We start from the raw sequence: 14,514 nt of genomic DNA, 5'->3' as shown, positions 1-14,514 counted from the left end.
TGAAATGGGGATATTTGTGTGGCTATTCAAAAATTCCGTAACTTAGCTGGTATGTACTTTTATTATAAAAATTATTTCAAACTGTTTATAAACAATAATATTGTATTCCTCTTCATCCTAAACTTCTACACTTCAACTTTTCCAGATTTCTGTATCTTAATTTTTTCTTCTAAGGACAATAGTTCGTATTCCCAATTTGCGTTCATTCACTTCCTTTTATTTTCTTAAACATTTAGAAGTTATATAAATTGTTCCAGTATCAATTTTCCCCCTGAATAATTATATAAAATTAAGTGCATATTAAACATATAGGAAATGAAAGGAAAAATGTTATGGAACAAATGGTTTTAGATATTAAAAAAGCGTTAGGGGGTAATGATGACTTTTTTATAAAACGTGATTACCTTTTAGAAAATGAAGTTTTGTTACTAGGACTAAATACACTAATAGATATAACAAAAACAAAAACAATTTTTCAAAAACAGTCAGAGGGTTTAATTTCTCAAGGGAAAACATCAGAAACTATATTTATTTTAATGGGTGAACTTTTTGAAGACGATACAAAAAAGGCTATTACATCAATTCTTGAAGGTAAACTCATTATATATATAGAAAATACAAAAAAGTTTATTATTTACGAACCTGTTCCTAAGGGGTTAAATCGTTCAATTGAAGTTCCATCAAATGAAAGTGTAATTCAAGGACCTTCAAACTCCTTTACAGAAGATATTGATACAAATATTGGACTCCTTCGTAAACAACTTACTTCAAATAAACTTCTTGTTCATTCCTTCACAACAGGGAAAAATCAGAAGACAAAAATTTCTTTACTATTTATTAATGGCGTAGTGGATAAAGAACTTGTTGAAAATATAAATAGTCTTATTGAAAAGAATAAGAGTATGGATATCAGTAACTTACAAAGCTTGTCAAAAATGCTGGGGTTTTCATCTTGGGATACAATTTCAAAATTTAATACGACAGAGCTTCCTTTTCATGCATCACAATTTCTTAAAACGGGAAGAGTTGTTATATTAGTTGATCAATTACCATTTGCTTTAATCCTGCCTAATCTCCTATGGGATATGTTTATTGTTGAAAGTGATCGTAATTTTCCATTTCCCATTATGATAACTATCCGTTGCCTCCGAGTAATTGGTGCATTAATTGCTCTAATAAGTCCAGGAATGTATGTTGCTCTTGTTGCTGTGAATCCCGAAGCGTTGCAGATAGAGCTTGCACTTTCTGTAGCTCAAAGTCGAGAAGGGGTTCCTTATCCAGCACTTGTTGAAGTTATAATCATGTTGGTTGTTCTTGAACTGATATTAGAAGCAAGCATAAGGCTTCCAAAATCAGTAGGTCCCACAATTACAATGGTTGGAGGAATTATATTAGGACAAGCAGTTGTTGAAGCTAAATTAGTCAGCAATCTCTTAATCATCATTCTTGCAGCAACAACAATTGCTAACTCAACCCTCGTAGGGGCTCAAAGCTCGCTTTCAATCAGATTATTTAAATATATTAATGTAATTCTTTCTTCACTATTTGGGGTTTTAGGATTAGTAGTAGGTCTAGTTTTTATTAGTTCTTATTTGGCAAGTTTAACTACCTTTGGCAAGTCCTATCTCTATTTAAATATAGGAAGGAAGGAACAATAGTGGTAAGAAGTCTTCATGTTATGATAATGTATGTACTTTGTCATCTCGGACTAATTTTTTTTATGTTTCCTGCTGATATTATTGCTAGTACAGAACAAGGCCATTGGTTCCCAATTTTAATAGGGATTATAGTCCATTTTGTATGTTTGTTGACTTATATGAAAGGTCTCAGTTTTTTTCCAACAAAGGATATTTTAAGTATATTTTCAAAAAGCAAAAAAGGCGTAACCTTTTTATTTTTTGCCCCCATTTTACTTTATCTAATCATGGCCATTATTATAACAGTCAGAGCATACGCAGAAATCGTAACATTGGTATTTTTATCTCATACCCCATTATGGACAATTATACTATTATTGTTGTCTGTTTCTGCGTACATTTCATATAAAGGTATTGAAGCCATTTTACGAGCTGCATTTTTATTATTTATATTATTTTTTCCAATATTATTGTTTGTCTTAATCATGTCATTTCAGAATGTTGATTGGAGATATGCCATACCTTTTGACACAGACTTAGGATTCATTAGTAAGCCTGCTTACTTCGAGAGTTATTTTGCATTCGCCGGTGGGTTTCTCTTTCTTGGATTTGTACAACCATTTTTCTCTTATGAAAGAAAAAATGTTATTTTGTCTGCGATATTTCTTATTCCTTTCTTTCTTTTTTCAGTCTACATTCCAATTCTTACTTTGGGACAAGCGTCTGCATCTAAAGCATTTCTTCCTTTTGTACTTATTGTGGATTCTATAAATATCGATTGGTTAATGTTTGACCGAGTTACAATGTTTTTTCTTTTAAGCCTTATTGCTTTCATTATTTTGTATCTCTCTCTCTCATTGTGGAAAGCAATTCGAATAATCAACTATTACATTCCTAAAAGTAGACCTAGCTACCTATTGTTCGGTTTGTCTGTTGCAATTTTTTTCGTTTGCTTTTGGATTCCAGACTGGAAGGATGTTGAAAATATCCTTTTTATGAATTCTTTTTTAAGGTCTTACGTTTTAATTGTGGTACCTCTTTTTATTTACTATATTGGAAGAAGATTAAAGAGGAAGGATACAAATGAAACTATCTAATAAAAATGTCATTTATTTAATTTGTAGTCTTTTAACTATGGTTTTGATTTTAAGCGGTTGTTGGGATAATAAGGATATAAATCATCGTCTACTACCAGTGTCGATAGGTGTTAAGAAAGTTGACGACCAATATTTGGTAATCCTGAATATACCAGTGCCTATTGATGGTAGTATGGAAACAAAAATTGTATCTGCTAAAGCTGAAACGGTCTCAAAAGCAGTGGATACAATTAGTAGAAATATGGAGAGCGATGTGGATTTATTGCATGTAAAGCTAATCTTTATTGAGAAAGAAACTGCTGAGGATGGAATAAACGATATAATTGCAGGATTTATGCGTTCAAGAGACGTTTCCCCAAAAGCTTTAGTTGCAATATGTGATGAGGATCTTCAAGAATTTTTCAATAACATTAAAATTAATGCCGAAAAAAAAGGGCTCAGCACTTATAACTATTTCGAAAAAAATGCAGGCTGGAATCCTGACATTGCCCTTACAAGAGTTTGGGAGGTCTTCCGAGGCATACATTCTTATACACATGATGTGGCTATACCTTTGATTCGTTCGGGAAAAGATACGACTATGGATCAAATCGGTTCTGCCATATTAAAAAGAGGAAAAATGGTCGAGCAAATCAGTTCAAACGAAACCCTGCTGTACAATGTTTTTAAAGGGGAGAGTGGTAATGGAAAAATGGAAGTAATGGAACATGCTACAGTCATGCTACTGGGTTCTAAAACTGACAATATAGGAAGACTAGTGAATAATGATGCACATATGGAAAGTCTAATAAAAATGAGAGTTGTGATATTGGAAACAAAAGGAGAACCCAGTTTGAATTTAATTAAAGAGGAAATTAATACTCTAATCTCTGAGAGGTATAATAAATTATTTACAAAACTTCAAGAGAATGAGGCTGATGTATTCGGAATGGGTCAGTTTTTTAGAAATCAAATCCCTCGTGATGAATTAAAAAACTGGAGGTCAGATTACTTTAAAAACATGAAGATTAATATTAATGTTAAAATAGACATTCAAAATGAAGGTTATCTGAAAACAACTTAAAGAATTATATCTATATCCATTTTTGTAACTGGATTGGATTTTATGAATCAAATTTATGTTATCTCAGCAGTTATCTTGAATATAACAATTGAAAAAATAAATAGATAATAAAAAGCTGTTTTTCGATAAGAAAACCGGCTTTCTTTGTGAATTATGTGAAACAATGTACTTAAACAAACGGGTGCGTTAGTTCAACATGACATTATTTGGAAACTACGAAACCAAAAGAATACGAAGAAAAATATTAAACCCTGATCCTTCTGCTTAGCGTAGAAAAATCAGGGTTTTCATATCCAAAAAATGTCTTAGCGTATAATATCTGCGTTTTGTCGGCAGTACCCCTATAATCCGTTATGAGGATTCCCCATCTTTCAAGTAAATGTTGAGAAAGCTTTCCACTACAACCCGAGTTTTTTAACCTTCATTAGAGAATGGTAAACATTTAAAATAAATCCTTTAATCTGTGTATCATCTCCTTTTTCAACTCATAGTTTGATAGGGGTATCACTTATTTCTGTGATTAATTTTAAAATGAACTATTCTTGTTACATAAGGAGAACTTACTTGAAATCTACAAATTCGTTTAAATTTTATGTATTAGATCTCCTCTTTAAAATACCTTGGATTATTATAGGAGCACTCATGGCAGCAATTAGCCTCGAGGTAATTCTTATTCCTAACGGATTAATTGATGGAGGTATTACCGGCATATCAATGATGTTATCTGAAATGATGGGGTATTCTTTAAGTTTTTTACTGTTTTTATTAAATATTCCTTTTATTTTATTAGGCTATAAACATTTGGGGAAACGTTTTGCTTTTTCTACTTCATTAGGCATCATTTCTTTAACCGTTTCTACAGGGCTTCTGAAAATATTTCCACCTTTTCTGAATGGAAACCCTGTTTTATTAATTTTTATTGGAGGTATTTTACTTGGATTAGGTATTGGGATTGTTTTACGTAATGGTGGAGCATTAGATGGGACAGACGTACTTGCGATACTTATTTCCAGTAAAACATCCTACTCTGTCGGTGAATCCATTCTTGTGATCAATTTTTTTATTTTTCTTTTCGCCCTCATATTATTTGGTTGGAAAGGGGCATTAATTTCCATCATTACATATTTTATTGCAACAACGATTGTTGATATGGTTCGGACGTAAAAAATAGAACAATCATAAAGGGCAATTGCAAATAGAGTGCAATTGCCCTGCTCATTAACTTAATGGCTCATCTTTCATTCTCTGTATTGCGTGTTTACGACGCTCATTTTTTTCTTGGAGATGCTCAAGCTCTTCTTCACCAGCAAATTCCATACTAATTTCGGCCTCGCGTATATTTTCTTCTGTGTTACGTATCATTTCTTCCTTACTAACAAATTTTTTCGGTCTACCAGGAATTTGTTGTGGATTTTGTTTCATCCAAAAAACCTCCATTTGTCATTTCATTTTCAATTTAGTTTGGTATTCTTACATTCATTTATACTCAAATTAAATCGATCAAACGAATAATCAAATGGTGATGTTATCCTTTTTTTAAGCAATGCATCGCATCTTCTGCTTCATACCAAGGAACCGAATATCCTTTTCCTTTCGCACAAAAAATGCTGGATGATGAATATTCCGGATCCGCGTTTTTATCGTAGCCGATTTGTTCGATAACCTCCTCTGAATTATGACATAAATCATAACCAGTAAATTGTAAGGATAGTGAACCTTTCCCATTTGTATAGGCTGCAAAAGTTGTACTGTAATTCATGAATGTGGAAACAGGTACTTTTCCTATAATGGTAACTTGTTCATCAATGATTATTGGAGGTTCGAACGTTCCGCTCGCTTGTTGAATATCTGTCATCATTCGACCCATCAAATCAGTGGAGGCTTTCATTTTAAAGCGATAATAAGGCTCTAACAAAATGTTTTCTGCTTTTTCCAACCCTTGACGAAGGGCCCGAAATGTCGCTTCTCGAAAATCTCCGCCTTCTGTATGTTTTTGATGTGCCCTTCCCGTTAAAAGTGTAAAACAAATATCAGTAATGGGGTATCCTGTTAGTAAACCATGATGTTCCCTTTCAAATAAATGTTTTTCGATTAATCGTTGATGACCGACGGACAAATCGTCTGCATGACACTCATTTTTAAATTGAATACCTGAACCTCGAGGAGCAGGTTCCATTTTTAAATGGACTTCTGCATAATGTTTCAACGGTTCAAAATGACCATAGCCAATGATTGACTGTTGAATCGTTTCCATATATAAAATTTTTGGATCTTCAAATTGAACTTGAATGCCAAATCGGGTTTCGATAACTTCCAATAATACTTCCAGTTGGATTACACACATTACATGGACGTTGATCTCTTGAAATTTTTCGCTCCAAACAACTTTCAACGTTGGTTCTTCCGCTTCAAGAATTCGGAAATAGCTTAAAAGTTCTTTTATATGTACACTACCATCATAAACAACTTTGGCCTGAAGGGTTGGTGTAAGTTCGAATTCATCCTGGTTTACGACATTGTTGCCAATTACTTGTCCAATTTGTGCTTTTGAAATCCCCTTCACTGCAAAGATTTCACCAGCTTCAACCTGTTGAACTGTTTCAAAACGTTGGCCGTTGTAGAGACGAATTTCTGTTATTTTTTCACTACCATCATCAAAGGAAATTTCATCACGAACCTGTAGAGTTCCTTGTAATGCTTTCATGAATGTTAGTCGTTGATTTTTTTCATCGTGTCGAATTTTATAAACCAATCCTTTGAAGGACTTATCAACTTGATAGGAGGTTTTTGTTAATAATGCAAATTGTTCAAAAAACTCTTTGATTCCAATATCTTTCAGTGCTGAACCAGCCATACATACAAAGGCCTGTCTATGCTGAATCATAGAACAAAAAATTTGGAAGCAAATTTGAAAATCTATTGTCCCTTCCATATATTGTTCCAAAAGGGTTTCGTCTCTTTCTGCGAGCCACTCTATTACGTCTTGAGGAATGTGATCAGAAGTTACTTTTTCTGTTATCAATAAGGCATCGTTAGTTAATTCTTTTTGAATAGAAGTCATGACCGCTTGTAAATCTGCCCCTTCCCTGTCCATTTTATTAATAAAAAGAAAGGTTGGGATATCATATTTTTTTAATAATTGCCAAACGGTTTCTGTATGTCCCTCAATACCATCTACCGCACTTATAATTAGGATGGCATAATCCATTACACGAATGGCTCTCTCCATTTCTGGAGAAAAATCGACATGTCCAGGTGTATCAATTAATGTATAGGAATCATCGTTATAATGAATCCGCCCTTGTTCAGCAAAAATAGTGATACCTCTTTTACGTTCGATCGAATGATTATCTAAAAAAGCATCTTGATGATCCACCTTACCTCTTTCTTTAATACTTAACGTATGGTAAAGGAGCTGTTCTGAAAAGGTTGTTTTTCCAGCATCCACATGGGCCAACACTCCGATAGTTTTATACATATATATCCCCATTTCTAGTTCGTTCAATTTGTTTCATTGTCTACCTTGAATGATATACTCCGTGTTTATTGAGTAGATAAAATAATATGTAAAGGATTCAATACTCAAGATTGACGATTAATGCGTAATATTTTTTGTTTAATCCCTGATTATAAGGTAAATTTCCCACCGTGGTAACAATAATAATGTTCAGCTTTAAGATTTTTAATCTTTTTTAAAGACTGTTCTGCCCTTTCAATATCTAAACAAAAGGATGGATTAGCAATGACTAAATCATGATTCTCATTAACAGCTGCATCACCTGTAATTACACTTTTTATACTTGGAAAATATAATGAAATATGTCCTGAAGTATGCCCTGGTGTTGCTATTACTCTACATTTGTTATGTAAAATCATATCACCATCACGAACTTTTTTATCGATTGCCACATGCTTTAAATTCTTTAATTGGTTTATAAACCATTTGCCAAATTCGATTTCTTCATTTGACATATTGTCTAACAATTCTTCCGCTTGAACCAATCGCTCAGACTTCATTTCGCCGCTAATGTATTTTGATTCAATGTCACTAGCTATAATGTTAATCCAATGATACTTTTCTTTAAAATCATATAAGGAACCTATATGATCATCATCATAGTGTGTAATGATGATATTCTTTAAATTCTTGATTTCATAACCATTTTTTAAAATTTCATTTTCAATTAAAGTTAAAAAATTCGTATACCCTGTATCGACTAAGGTTAGTTCATTATTCGATATAATTAAGCTAGGATAAATGGTATTTTTTTGACCATTAAATTCAAATTCAATTGGTAGTTCTAATATTTTCAATTCTCTTCCTCCATTGTTGTAAACTCCGAATACTGTATATATTTATAATACATGACAATGAACTCTTTCATATCCCCGAAAATATTAAACAACTTATTTTTTTAAAAAGAACTTTATTGTATGTTTTTAAAGTCATTGGCATTTATTTCAAGTATAACTAGTGAGTATAATTAAATATGTTGTATAAGAAAAAGTTAAAAAGGAGGAAAGATTATTGGAATTACATACAAAAAATTTAAGAATTCTGCCTTGTACTGAACTATTTCTTTCATCGGTTTCTACAAATTATCCATTAGGTCAACATATAAAGAACTATTTGGACGAACTAAAGAATGACTCCTCACTATTAGGATGGGGTGTTTGGTTTGTAATCGAGAAAGAAACAAATCAAATTGTTGGGGATATTGGGTTTAAAGGTAAACCGAATTTAGAAAACTCAGTCGAAGTAGGTTATGGAATATTACCTTCATCTCAAAATAAAGGTTATGCAACAGGAGCAGTGAAAGAACTACTAAATTGGGCATTTTCCAAGCCAAATGTAACAAAGATTATCGCAGAATGTTTAGAGGATAATCATTCTTCCATTCGAGTATTAGAAAAGTTAAATATGAAAAAAGTCGGTTTGGAGAATCATATGATAAAATGGCAATTAGAAAAGTCAATTGAATGAATAAGTGCGTGTTCAACTTGAGAACACGCACTTTTTTTATCAAAGTTTCATCGAACCAGTTTTTGCAGCATTCACATGCCAAGAAAGCGCTTTTTCCAAATTGTGTGGCGTTTGGGCATTACCAGTTAATTCAACAGCTTCGTTATAATAATCCCACAGTTGTTGTTTAAAGTCAGGATGTACACAGTTTTCAATAATTAATGGTACCCTTTCTTTTGGTGCTAACCCTCTTAAGTCAGCAACACCTTGTTCCGTTACAATGACATGAACATCATGTTCTGTATGATCATGATGGGCTACCATTGGTACGATTGAAGAAAGTTTACCGCCTTTCGCATAGGACTTTGTTACAAAAATACTTAAACGAGAATTGCGAGTAAAATCACCAGAACCGCCTATTCCATTCATCATTTTTGTGCCGCCAACATGGGTTGAGTTAACGTTACCATAAATATCTACTTCCAGGGCAGCATTAATGGCAATTAATCCTAAGCGACGAATGACTTCAGGATGATTCGATATTTCCTGTGGACGGATAATAATTTTATCTGCATATTTCTCAATATTTCCATAAACCTTTTTCTGTAATTCTTCGGATATCGTAATGGAAGTACAAGATGCGAAAGATACTTTTCCAGCATCGATTAAATTAAAGACGGCATCTTGTAACACTTCGGAGAAAATAATCAAATCTTCAAACTCAGAAACTTTAAATCCTTCTAAAACAGCATTAGCAACAGAACCAACCCCTGATTGTAAAGGTGCTAATTTATTTGTTAAACGACCTGCTGTAATTTCACTGCGAAGGAAATTTAATAAATGATTAGCCATTTCCTGTGTTTCATCATCCGGATCAACAATTAAAGATGGAGCGTCCTGTTCGTTTGAAATGACAATGGCTTTTATTTTTTCTGGATTAATTTTAATTCCAATTTCACCTATGCGATCTGTAGCACTTAAGAGTGGAATTGGTTGCCGTTGACCTTGTACTTCTGGAATATAAATATCATGAACACCAATTAAGGATTCGGAATGTGCTAAGTTTAACTCCACAATAATGTTCTTTGCATATTGGGCGAAAATTGGAGAGTTCCCGACGGATGTTGTTGGAACGAGAAAGCCGTCTTTTGTAATCGCTGTTGCTTCGATGATAGCAAAGTCAATTGGTCCAATAATACCTTGACGAACAAGTTCCGCATTATGCGAAAGATGCGCATCTACATATAACACTTCCCCTGTATTAATTAAATTCCGAATAGCTGCGTCGCCTTGATATGGTCCGCGTTTACGGATTCCACCTGCTTCAGCTAAAATTTTATCTACTTCTGGACCAAGAGATGCCCCCGTATAAACATCAAGTTTCAAGTTTTCATTTTTTGCCCGTTCGGCTAAAGCTAAAGGCACTACTTTTGCATCTCCTGCCCGGGTAAAACCACTCATCCCGACAATATTGCCATCTTGGATAAACGATGCTGCCTCTTGTGCTGAAATAACTTTGTCTAATAAACTACTAATACCGATCCGTTTTTCAACTACTTGTTCCAAATTCGTTTCCTCCTCAACTATTTAGTATAAAAATGATAGAACTTCTCACCTATTTTATTTATGCTCCGAACGAATATAATAGAACAAAATTGTAGAAAAATACTAGAAAAAGAATAATATTTTTATTAGTTAACATAATAATATTATGTAATAAAAAAGACTTGTGTTATAACAAGTCTTTTTACATTTTATTGCAATTCAATCTGGCCAGTTATATCCGTACCTTGTAAAGCTTGTGTAGCAAGTCGATCGGCTTCGGCATTTAATTTTCGAGGAACGAGTTCAAATTCTGGTGTAATACCTAGTTCGTTTAATTTAATGTCAATCCGATCTGCCCAGCTAACTAATTCTTTTTCATAAGCTGGCCATTCTCCACTCATTTGATTGATAACTACTTGTGAATCCCCGATAAATTGTACCGTTTGATGATGCACATCTAATAAATCAAGTTCAACAATTGCTAAGTGCAATGCTGCATATTCAGCTTCGTTATTCGAATTTAATCCTACAGCTGGTGCATTACGACGTAATCGATAGTTCTTTCCGTTTTGTTCATAATAAATCGCGATACCTAACCCAGCTTGGCTCGTTTGAATATCATATCCCCCATCAAAGTAAACACGGACGTTGTGGGGTTCTGTATCCATTTCTTGAATATATTTTTTTAACTCTTTAACCATCCATGTACTATCATGTTGGTCAATATACGTAATGGATTTCGCCCTACCTGTTTTCTCTAAATCCTCTCCAATAGATAAAGCATGGGCTGGCGGCAATTTATCGGATCGAAAAACGGTTTCTACTCCGTTTTTTGTTTTATATGTCCATTCGATTGTAATTTTCATCGAAGTCCTCCTATTTTTATTCCAGTTACTGATTTATTATGGTCATGATATAGGATCTTTTATGAAGATGAATAAATAAATTTTGCTCTCCCCCTATTTACCTTTCATCATTCAGTTTTTCCAGCAACCAATAACTGGCTTGGTCTGCTATAAATTTTTCGTATTTATTTTTACTATATAAATAAACTGTTTTAAAAAGAGATTGAACTTCTTTCCAAGTGAAAACATTAATACCTTTTAAGTTAGCAAGGTTTTTTCTATGTGGAAGTAGGCCAATGATTCCTTCTATAGAATCACGATACTCTGTTGTCATACGATAACCATATGGACTAGAATATTTATCCATTATGATTAAAGAAAAATAAAAATCTTTTTTCCTTGCATAATTAGTTCCGACATCAATATGACGAAGTATTTCGTCTCTTTTTCGATGCTGTGTTGTATTGAAAAGAATGTCTGATTTATATTTTGCTTCCAAAAACCAAACGAATTCATCAGATTCAATAATAATATCAATTTCTGATTGTTCTTCTAATAAAGGATAACTTTTTGGTGGTCGGATTCTTTTCCAAAAATGAATTTTGATCGCGTCTATGGAATACGGGAAATTGATATGAAAGGAAGTTTGAAATAATGGTTCTATCCAAAGGGATCGATCGATTTGATTAAAAGTCCGAAATACATTCCATACAATTGCATCTTCACTATATTGATTGCTTAATTGTTCCTGTTTTCTTTTACGCAAACGTTCCAATTGTGGATCATAGCGGTCAATGATTAAAGAATCCCGAAAATGTTCCTGAAGGTACACACCACTCTCTATTTGTTCAGCCATCCACTTCCCCCTTTCAACTCTCCCACTAAAATTTTTGGGATTTAGCCTTAGTTTACCAAAAGGACAACGTAATTGTCAGATTTTTATAAAAAATGAATGTTCAATTATTGTACATACTTTGAATGAAACATTTTGGTTAATTATTACGTAAAACACTTAAAGACAATAGAATGGGGAAATCACATTGGAAACAAAGGAACAATTGCAAGACTATTTACTAGAAATTGAAAAATGGGAAGAAGATCAAAAAGGATTATTTTTTTGGGAGAAACTTGGTCGATTACCTTTTAAGGTAATCGACAAGTTAACACCGAAATTTTTACAAGAGAAAATCGGCATTTTAGTAAATGAACTGGGAAGTTACATTCAAACTGGTGGAAAATATTTAATTAGTGAAAATGGAATGATTAAGAAGATAAAAAAATCAACTTCTTATCCAATCGAAACAATTGATGATATCGCAAAAATGCCAATTGAAGACATGACTGAAATGAGTCATCAATTACAAAGCGAGCGGAGTAAATTAGCCACCGTACAAGGTGCCTCTACTGGTTTTGGCGGAATATTTACCTTAGTAATTGATATTCCATTAATTTTAGGAATGGCTTTGAAAACATTACAAGAAATCGCCATTATTCATGGGTATGATCCAAATGAGAAACAGGAGCGGGTCTTTATCGTAAAATGTTTACAATTTGCCTCAGCGGACATTGTCGGTAAAGAAGCGATTTTAAAGGAACTGGCAAATATGCATCATTCTAAAAATGATGGGCCAGAGAGTATGATTAGCCAGTTAAAAGGTTGGCAAGAAGTATTTTTCACCTACCGAGATCAATTTGGATGGAAAAAACTACTACAAATGGTTCCCGTTGCAGGAATGATCTTTGGGGCATTTGTCAATAAAGGAATGATTGAAGATGTCAGTGAGGCTGGCATGATGCTCTATCGAAAAAGAAGAATTAATGAACGATTATATGAACTTGATCATATTGAAAATAGTCTAATGGAATAAAGTTTTACAATTATAAAGGATGTCCCACTTTTAAAAAGAGGACATCCTTTATTTGTCGCTTTCTAATTCGTATTTAGTGGAAAACAATCGTTTTGTTATTCACTACAATGATACGATTTTGCAAGTGCCATTTTACAGCTTTTGTTAAAACCCGACGTTCAATTTTTCTTCCGATTTTTTTTAATGTGGCAACATCATCACGATGGTCCACCCGTTCTACATCTTGTTCAATAATTGGACCTTCATCTAAATCATTTGTTACATAATGGGAAGTTGCTCCAATTAATTTAACTCCTCTTTTATATGCACGATCATAAGGATTTGCCCCGATAAACGCTGGTAAAAATGAATGATGGATATTAATAATGCGGTTTTCAAAATAATTGACAAAATCAGGTGTTAATATTTGCATATATCGGGCTAAAATTAATAAATCTACTTGATACTGTTCCATTAATGTTATTTGTTTTGCTTCCACTTCTTGACGTATATTTTTATTTGCAGGTAAATAATAAAATGGGATCCCGTAAGATTCAACTATTGGACGGGCATCTTCATGATTACTAATAACTGCCACGATATCTGTTTCCAAATCTCCATTTTGCCATTCCCAAAGTAATTCCAATAAACAATGTAATTCTTTAGAGACAAAAATAGCAGATCGTTGACGGCGATTTAAATAATAAAATTGGTAGTTCATCTCATACTCATTGGCAATTTGGATAAATTCCTGTTCCATCAAAGGAGATTTTTGTTGTAAATTTTCACTGTAAAATTCGATACGGATAAAAAACGTGCCTTCCTCAGGATCGCTCGAATATTGACTCGATTCGATAATATTTGCTTGATACTTGAATAAAAATGTCGACAAAACCGAAACAATTCCTGGTTTATCTGGACATTTTACTAGTAATCGTGCTTTATTTGCTAAATCGTCACTGTTTTCAATTTTTTTCCCTTGTTCTCCATGCATTGCTTACACTCCTAGCCTTTCATAATTGTATTATTATCTATTATTTTCTGAAAATGAGCAAACATAAACGTTACGATTTACATAAACAATACAGAAAATTCCCATAATAAAACTGAAAGGAGTTGAGAAAATGACAAATAAAAAAGAATTTGATGATTATTCAAACTATGATGATCGTGGTTTATTAAATGAAAGTAGTGCAACTGCGAAAAGTTCTCAACCTAGTGCAAATAACGCAAATAAACAAAGGGAAGAGTTCGGCGCAGAAAAAAATCCATTACTGAAAAAAATTAAAAATAACCCGATTATGAAAAAAGTTGAGCAATTATTCGATAATAACAAACAATAATACAAACAATACCTCGAATAATCCTTCGAGGTATTTTTATTTAGGCTATGTTAATAAAGAATGTTATTTCTATTAAGGACTTCTTAATATGAAGTCCCCAGACTGTAGACAAACTCGAAATTTCGAGTTTGCCTACAGTCTTTTTTCTTTTAAAATAAAAGTAATAGTTTCTGA

14 protein-coding genes are annotated in these 14,514 nt (G+C 33.1%); 7 read left to right on the top strand and 7 right to left on the bottom strand.

The annotated features are described in order from the left end of the window. Nucleotides 1-332: 332 nt before the first annotated feature. From H9636_RS14270 to H9636_RS14255, 4 genes are all read left to right on the top strand, one after another. Complete coding sequence (locus H9636_RS14270) at nucleotides 333-1,658, top strand: spore germination protein (RefSeq protein WP_191708243.1); 1,326 nt, start codon at nucleotides 333-335, stop codon at nucleotides 1,656-1,658. Nucleotides 1,659-1,678: 20 nt separating this feature from the next. Then, entirely contained in the window at nucleotides 1,679-2,734 is a 1,056-nt protein-coding gene (locus H9636_RS14265) for a GerAB/ArcD/ProY family transporter (RefSeq protein ID WP_225230243.1), read from the top strand. Next, nucleotides 2,721-3,797, top strand: a complete 1,077-nt coding sequence (locus H9636_RS14260) for a Ger(x)C family spore germination protein (RefSeq protein ID WP_191708242.1) — start codon at nucleotides 2,721-2,723, stop codon at nucleotides 3,795-3,797. The genes H9636_RS14265 and H9636_RS14260 overlap by 14 nt, the downstream gene beginning before the upstream one ends. 564 nt (nucleotides 3,798-4,361) lie before the next feature. Then, nucleotides 4,362-4,961 (top strand): YitT family protein, encoded by a 600-nt coding sequence (locus H9636_RS14255; protein WP_191708241.1) that lies wholly within the window; start codon nucleotides 4,362-4,364, stop codon nucleotides 4,959-4,961. Nucleotides 4,962-5,015: 54 nt separating this feature from the next. Here H9636_RS14255 and H9636_RS14250 read toward each other — a convergent pair whose 3' ends face one another. From H9636_RS14250 to H9636_RS14240, 3 genes are all read right to left on the bottom strand, one after another. Then, the gene (locus H9636_RS14250; protein ID WP_191708240.1) at nucleotides 5,016-5,219 is read right to left on the bottom strand and encodes a hypothetical protein; all 204 of its coding nucleotides are present in this window, start codon (nucleotides 5,217-5,219) and stop codon (nucleotides 5,016-5,018) included. 103 nt (nucleotides 5,220-5,322) lie between these two features. Further along, a complete protein-coding gene (locus H9636_RS14245; RefSeq protein WP_191708239.1) occupies nucleotides 5,323-7,275 on the bottom strand; it encodes an elongation factor G in 1,953 nt (650 codons plus the stop codon). Between the two features lie 149 nt (nucleotides 7,276-7,424). Further along, nucleotides 7,425-8,111 (bottom strand): MBL fold metallo-hydrolase, encoded by a 687-nt coding sequence (locus H9636_RS14240; RefSeq protein ID WP_191708238.1) that lies wholly within the window; start codon nucleotides 8,109-8,111, stop codon nucleotides 7,425-7,427. A 214-nt stretch (nucleotides 8,112-8,325) separates the two neighbouring features. Between H9636_RS14240 and H9636_RS14235 the strand changes: the two genes are divergently transcribed. Next, nucleotides 8,326-8,781 carry a GNAT family N-acetyltransferase gene (locus H9636_RS14235; protein ID WP_191708237.1) on the top strand — a complete coding sequence of 152 codons (456 nt, stop codon included), beginning with the start codon at nucleotides 8,326-8,328 and terminating at the stop codon, nucleotides 8,779-8,781. Nucleotides 8,782-8,820: 39 nt separating this feature from the next. On the opposite strand, the gene H9636_RS14230 is transcribed toward H9636_RS14235, so the two are convergent. The 3 genes from H9636_RS14230 to H9636_RS14220 all read right to left on the bottom strand — a co-directional run bounded on the left by H9636_RS14230 (nucleotide 8,821) and on the right by H9636_RS14220 (nucleotide 12,006). Next, nucleotides 8,821-10,326 carry a succinate CoA transferase gene (locus H9636_RS14230; protein ID WP_191708236.1) on the bottom strand — a complete coding sequence of 502 codons (1,506 nt, stop codon included), beginning with the start codon at nucleotides 10,324-10,326 and terminating at the stop codon, nucleotides 8,821-8,823. Between the two features lie 188 nt (nucleotides 10,327-10,514). Continuing rightward, complete coding sequence (locus H9636_RS14225) at nucleotides 10,515-11,171, bottom strand: reverse transcriptase-like protein (RefSeq protein WP_191708235.1); 657 nt, start codon at nucleotides 11,169-11,171, stop codon at nucleotides 10,515-10,517. Between the two features lie 97 nt (nucleotides 11,172-11,268). Next, nucleotides 11,269-12,006: a hypothetical protein gene (locus tag H9636_RS14220; protein WP_191708234.1), complete on the bottom strand. Its 738-nt coding sequence runs from the start codon at nucleotides 12,004-12,006 to the stop codon at nucleotides 11,269-11,271. 184 nt (nucleotides 12,007-12,190) lie between these two features. Between H9636_RS14220 and H9636_RS14215 the strand changes: the two genes are divergently transcribed. Next, nucleotides 12,191-13,018, top strand: coding sequence for an EcsC family protein (locus H9636_RS14215; RefSeq protein ID WP_191708233.1), 828 nt, complete (start codon nucleotides 12,191-12,193; stop codon nucleotides 13,016-13,018). A gap of 73 nt (nucleotides 13,019-13,091) precedes the next feature. Here H9636_RS14215 and purU read toward each other — a convergent pair whose 3' ends face one another. Next, the gene (gene purU, locus H9636_RS14210; RefSeq protein WP_191708232.1) at nucleotides 13,092-13,991 is read right to left on the bottom strand and encodes a formyltetrahydrofolate deformylase; all 900 of its coding nucleotides are present in this window, start codon (nucleotides 13,989-13,991) and stop codon (nucleotides 13,092-13,094) included. Between the two features lie 130 nt (nucleotides 13,992-14,121). Here purU and H9636_RS14205 point away from each other — a divergent pair, with 130 nt between their 5' ends. Then, nucleotides 14,122-14,340, top strand: coding sequence for a hypothetical protein (locus H9636_RS14205; protein ID WP_191708231.1), 219 nt, complete (start codon nucleotides 14,122-14,124; stop codon nucleotides 14,338-14,340). The last annotated feature ends 174 nt before the right edge of the window (nucleotides 14,341-14,514 follow it).

Origin of the sequence: Ureibacillus galli (assembly GCF_014836845.1) — a bacterium.
Taxonomy (GTDB): domain Bacteria; phylum Bacillota; class Bacilli; order Bacillales_A; family Planococcaceae; genus Ureibacillus; species Ureibacillus galli.
The sequence above is the reverse complement of the archived record's forward strand: the minus strand, read 5'-3'. Positions and strand labels throughout refer to the sequence as shown.

What these genes read in the sequence shown, in the direction of transcription:
- purU (WP_191708232.1), bottom strand. Translation starts at nt 13,991, where the DNA reads ATGCATGGAGAACAAGGGAAAAAAATTGAAAACAGTGACGATTTAGCA.
- H9636_RS14245 (WP_191708239.1), bottom strand. Translation starts at nt 7,275, where the DNA reads ATGTATAAAACTATCGGAGTGTTGGCCCATGTGGATGCTGGAAAAACA.
- H9636_RS14205 (WP_191708231.1), top strand. Translation starts at nt 14,122, where the DNA reads ATGACAAATAAAAAAGAATTTGATGATTATTCAAACTATGATGATCGT.
- H9636_RS14225 (WP_191708235.1), bottom strand. Translation starts at nt 11,171, where the DNA reads ATGAAAATTACAATCGAATGGACATATAAAACAAAAAACGGAGTAGAA.
- H9636_RS14250 (WP_191708240.1), bottom strand. Translation starts at nt 5,219, where the DNA reads ATGAAACAAAATCCACAACAAATTCCTGGTAGACCGAAAAAATTTGTT.
- H9636_RS14265 (WP_225230243.1), top strand. Translation starts at nt 1,679, where the DNA reads ATGATAATGTATGTACTTTGTCATCTCGGACTAATTTTTTTTATGTTT.
- H9636_RS14270 (WP_191708243.1), top strand. Translation starts at nt 333, where the DNA reads ATGGAACAAATGGTTTTAGATATTAAAAAAGCGTTAGGGGGTAATGAT.
- H9636_RS14220 (WP_191708234.1), bottom strand. Translation starts at nt 12,006, where the DNA reads ATGGCTGAACAAATAGAGAGTGGTGTGTACCTTCAGGAACATTTTCGG.
- H9636_RS14260 (WP_191708242.1), top strand. Translation starts at nt 2,721, where the DNA reads ATGAAACTATCTAATAAAAATGTCATTTATTTAATTTGTAGTCTTTTA.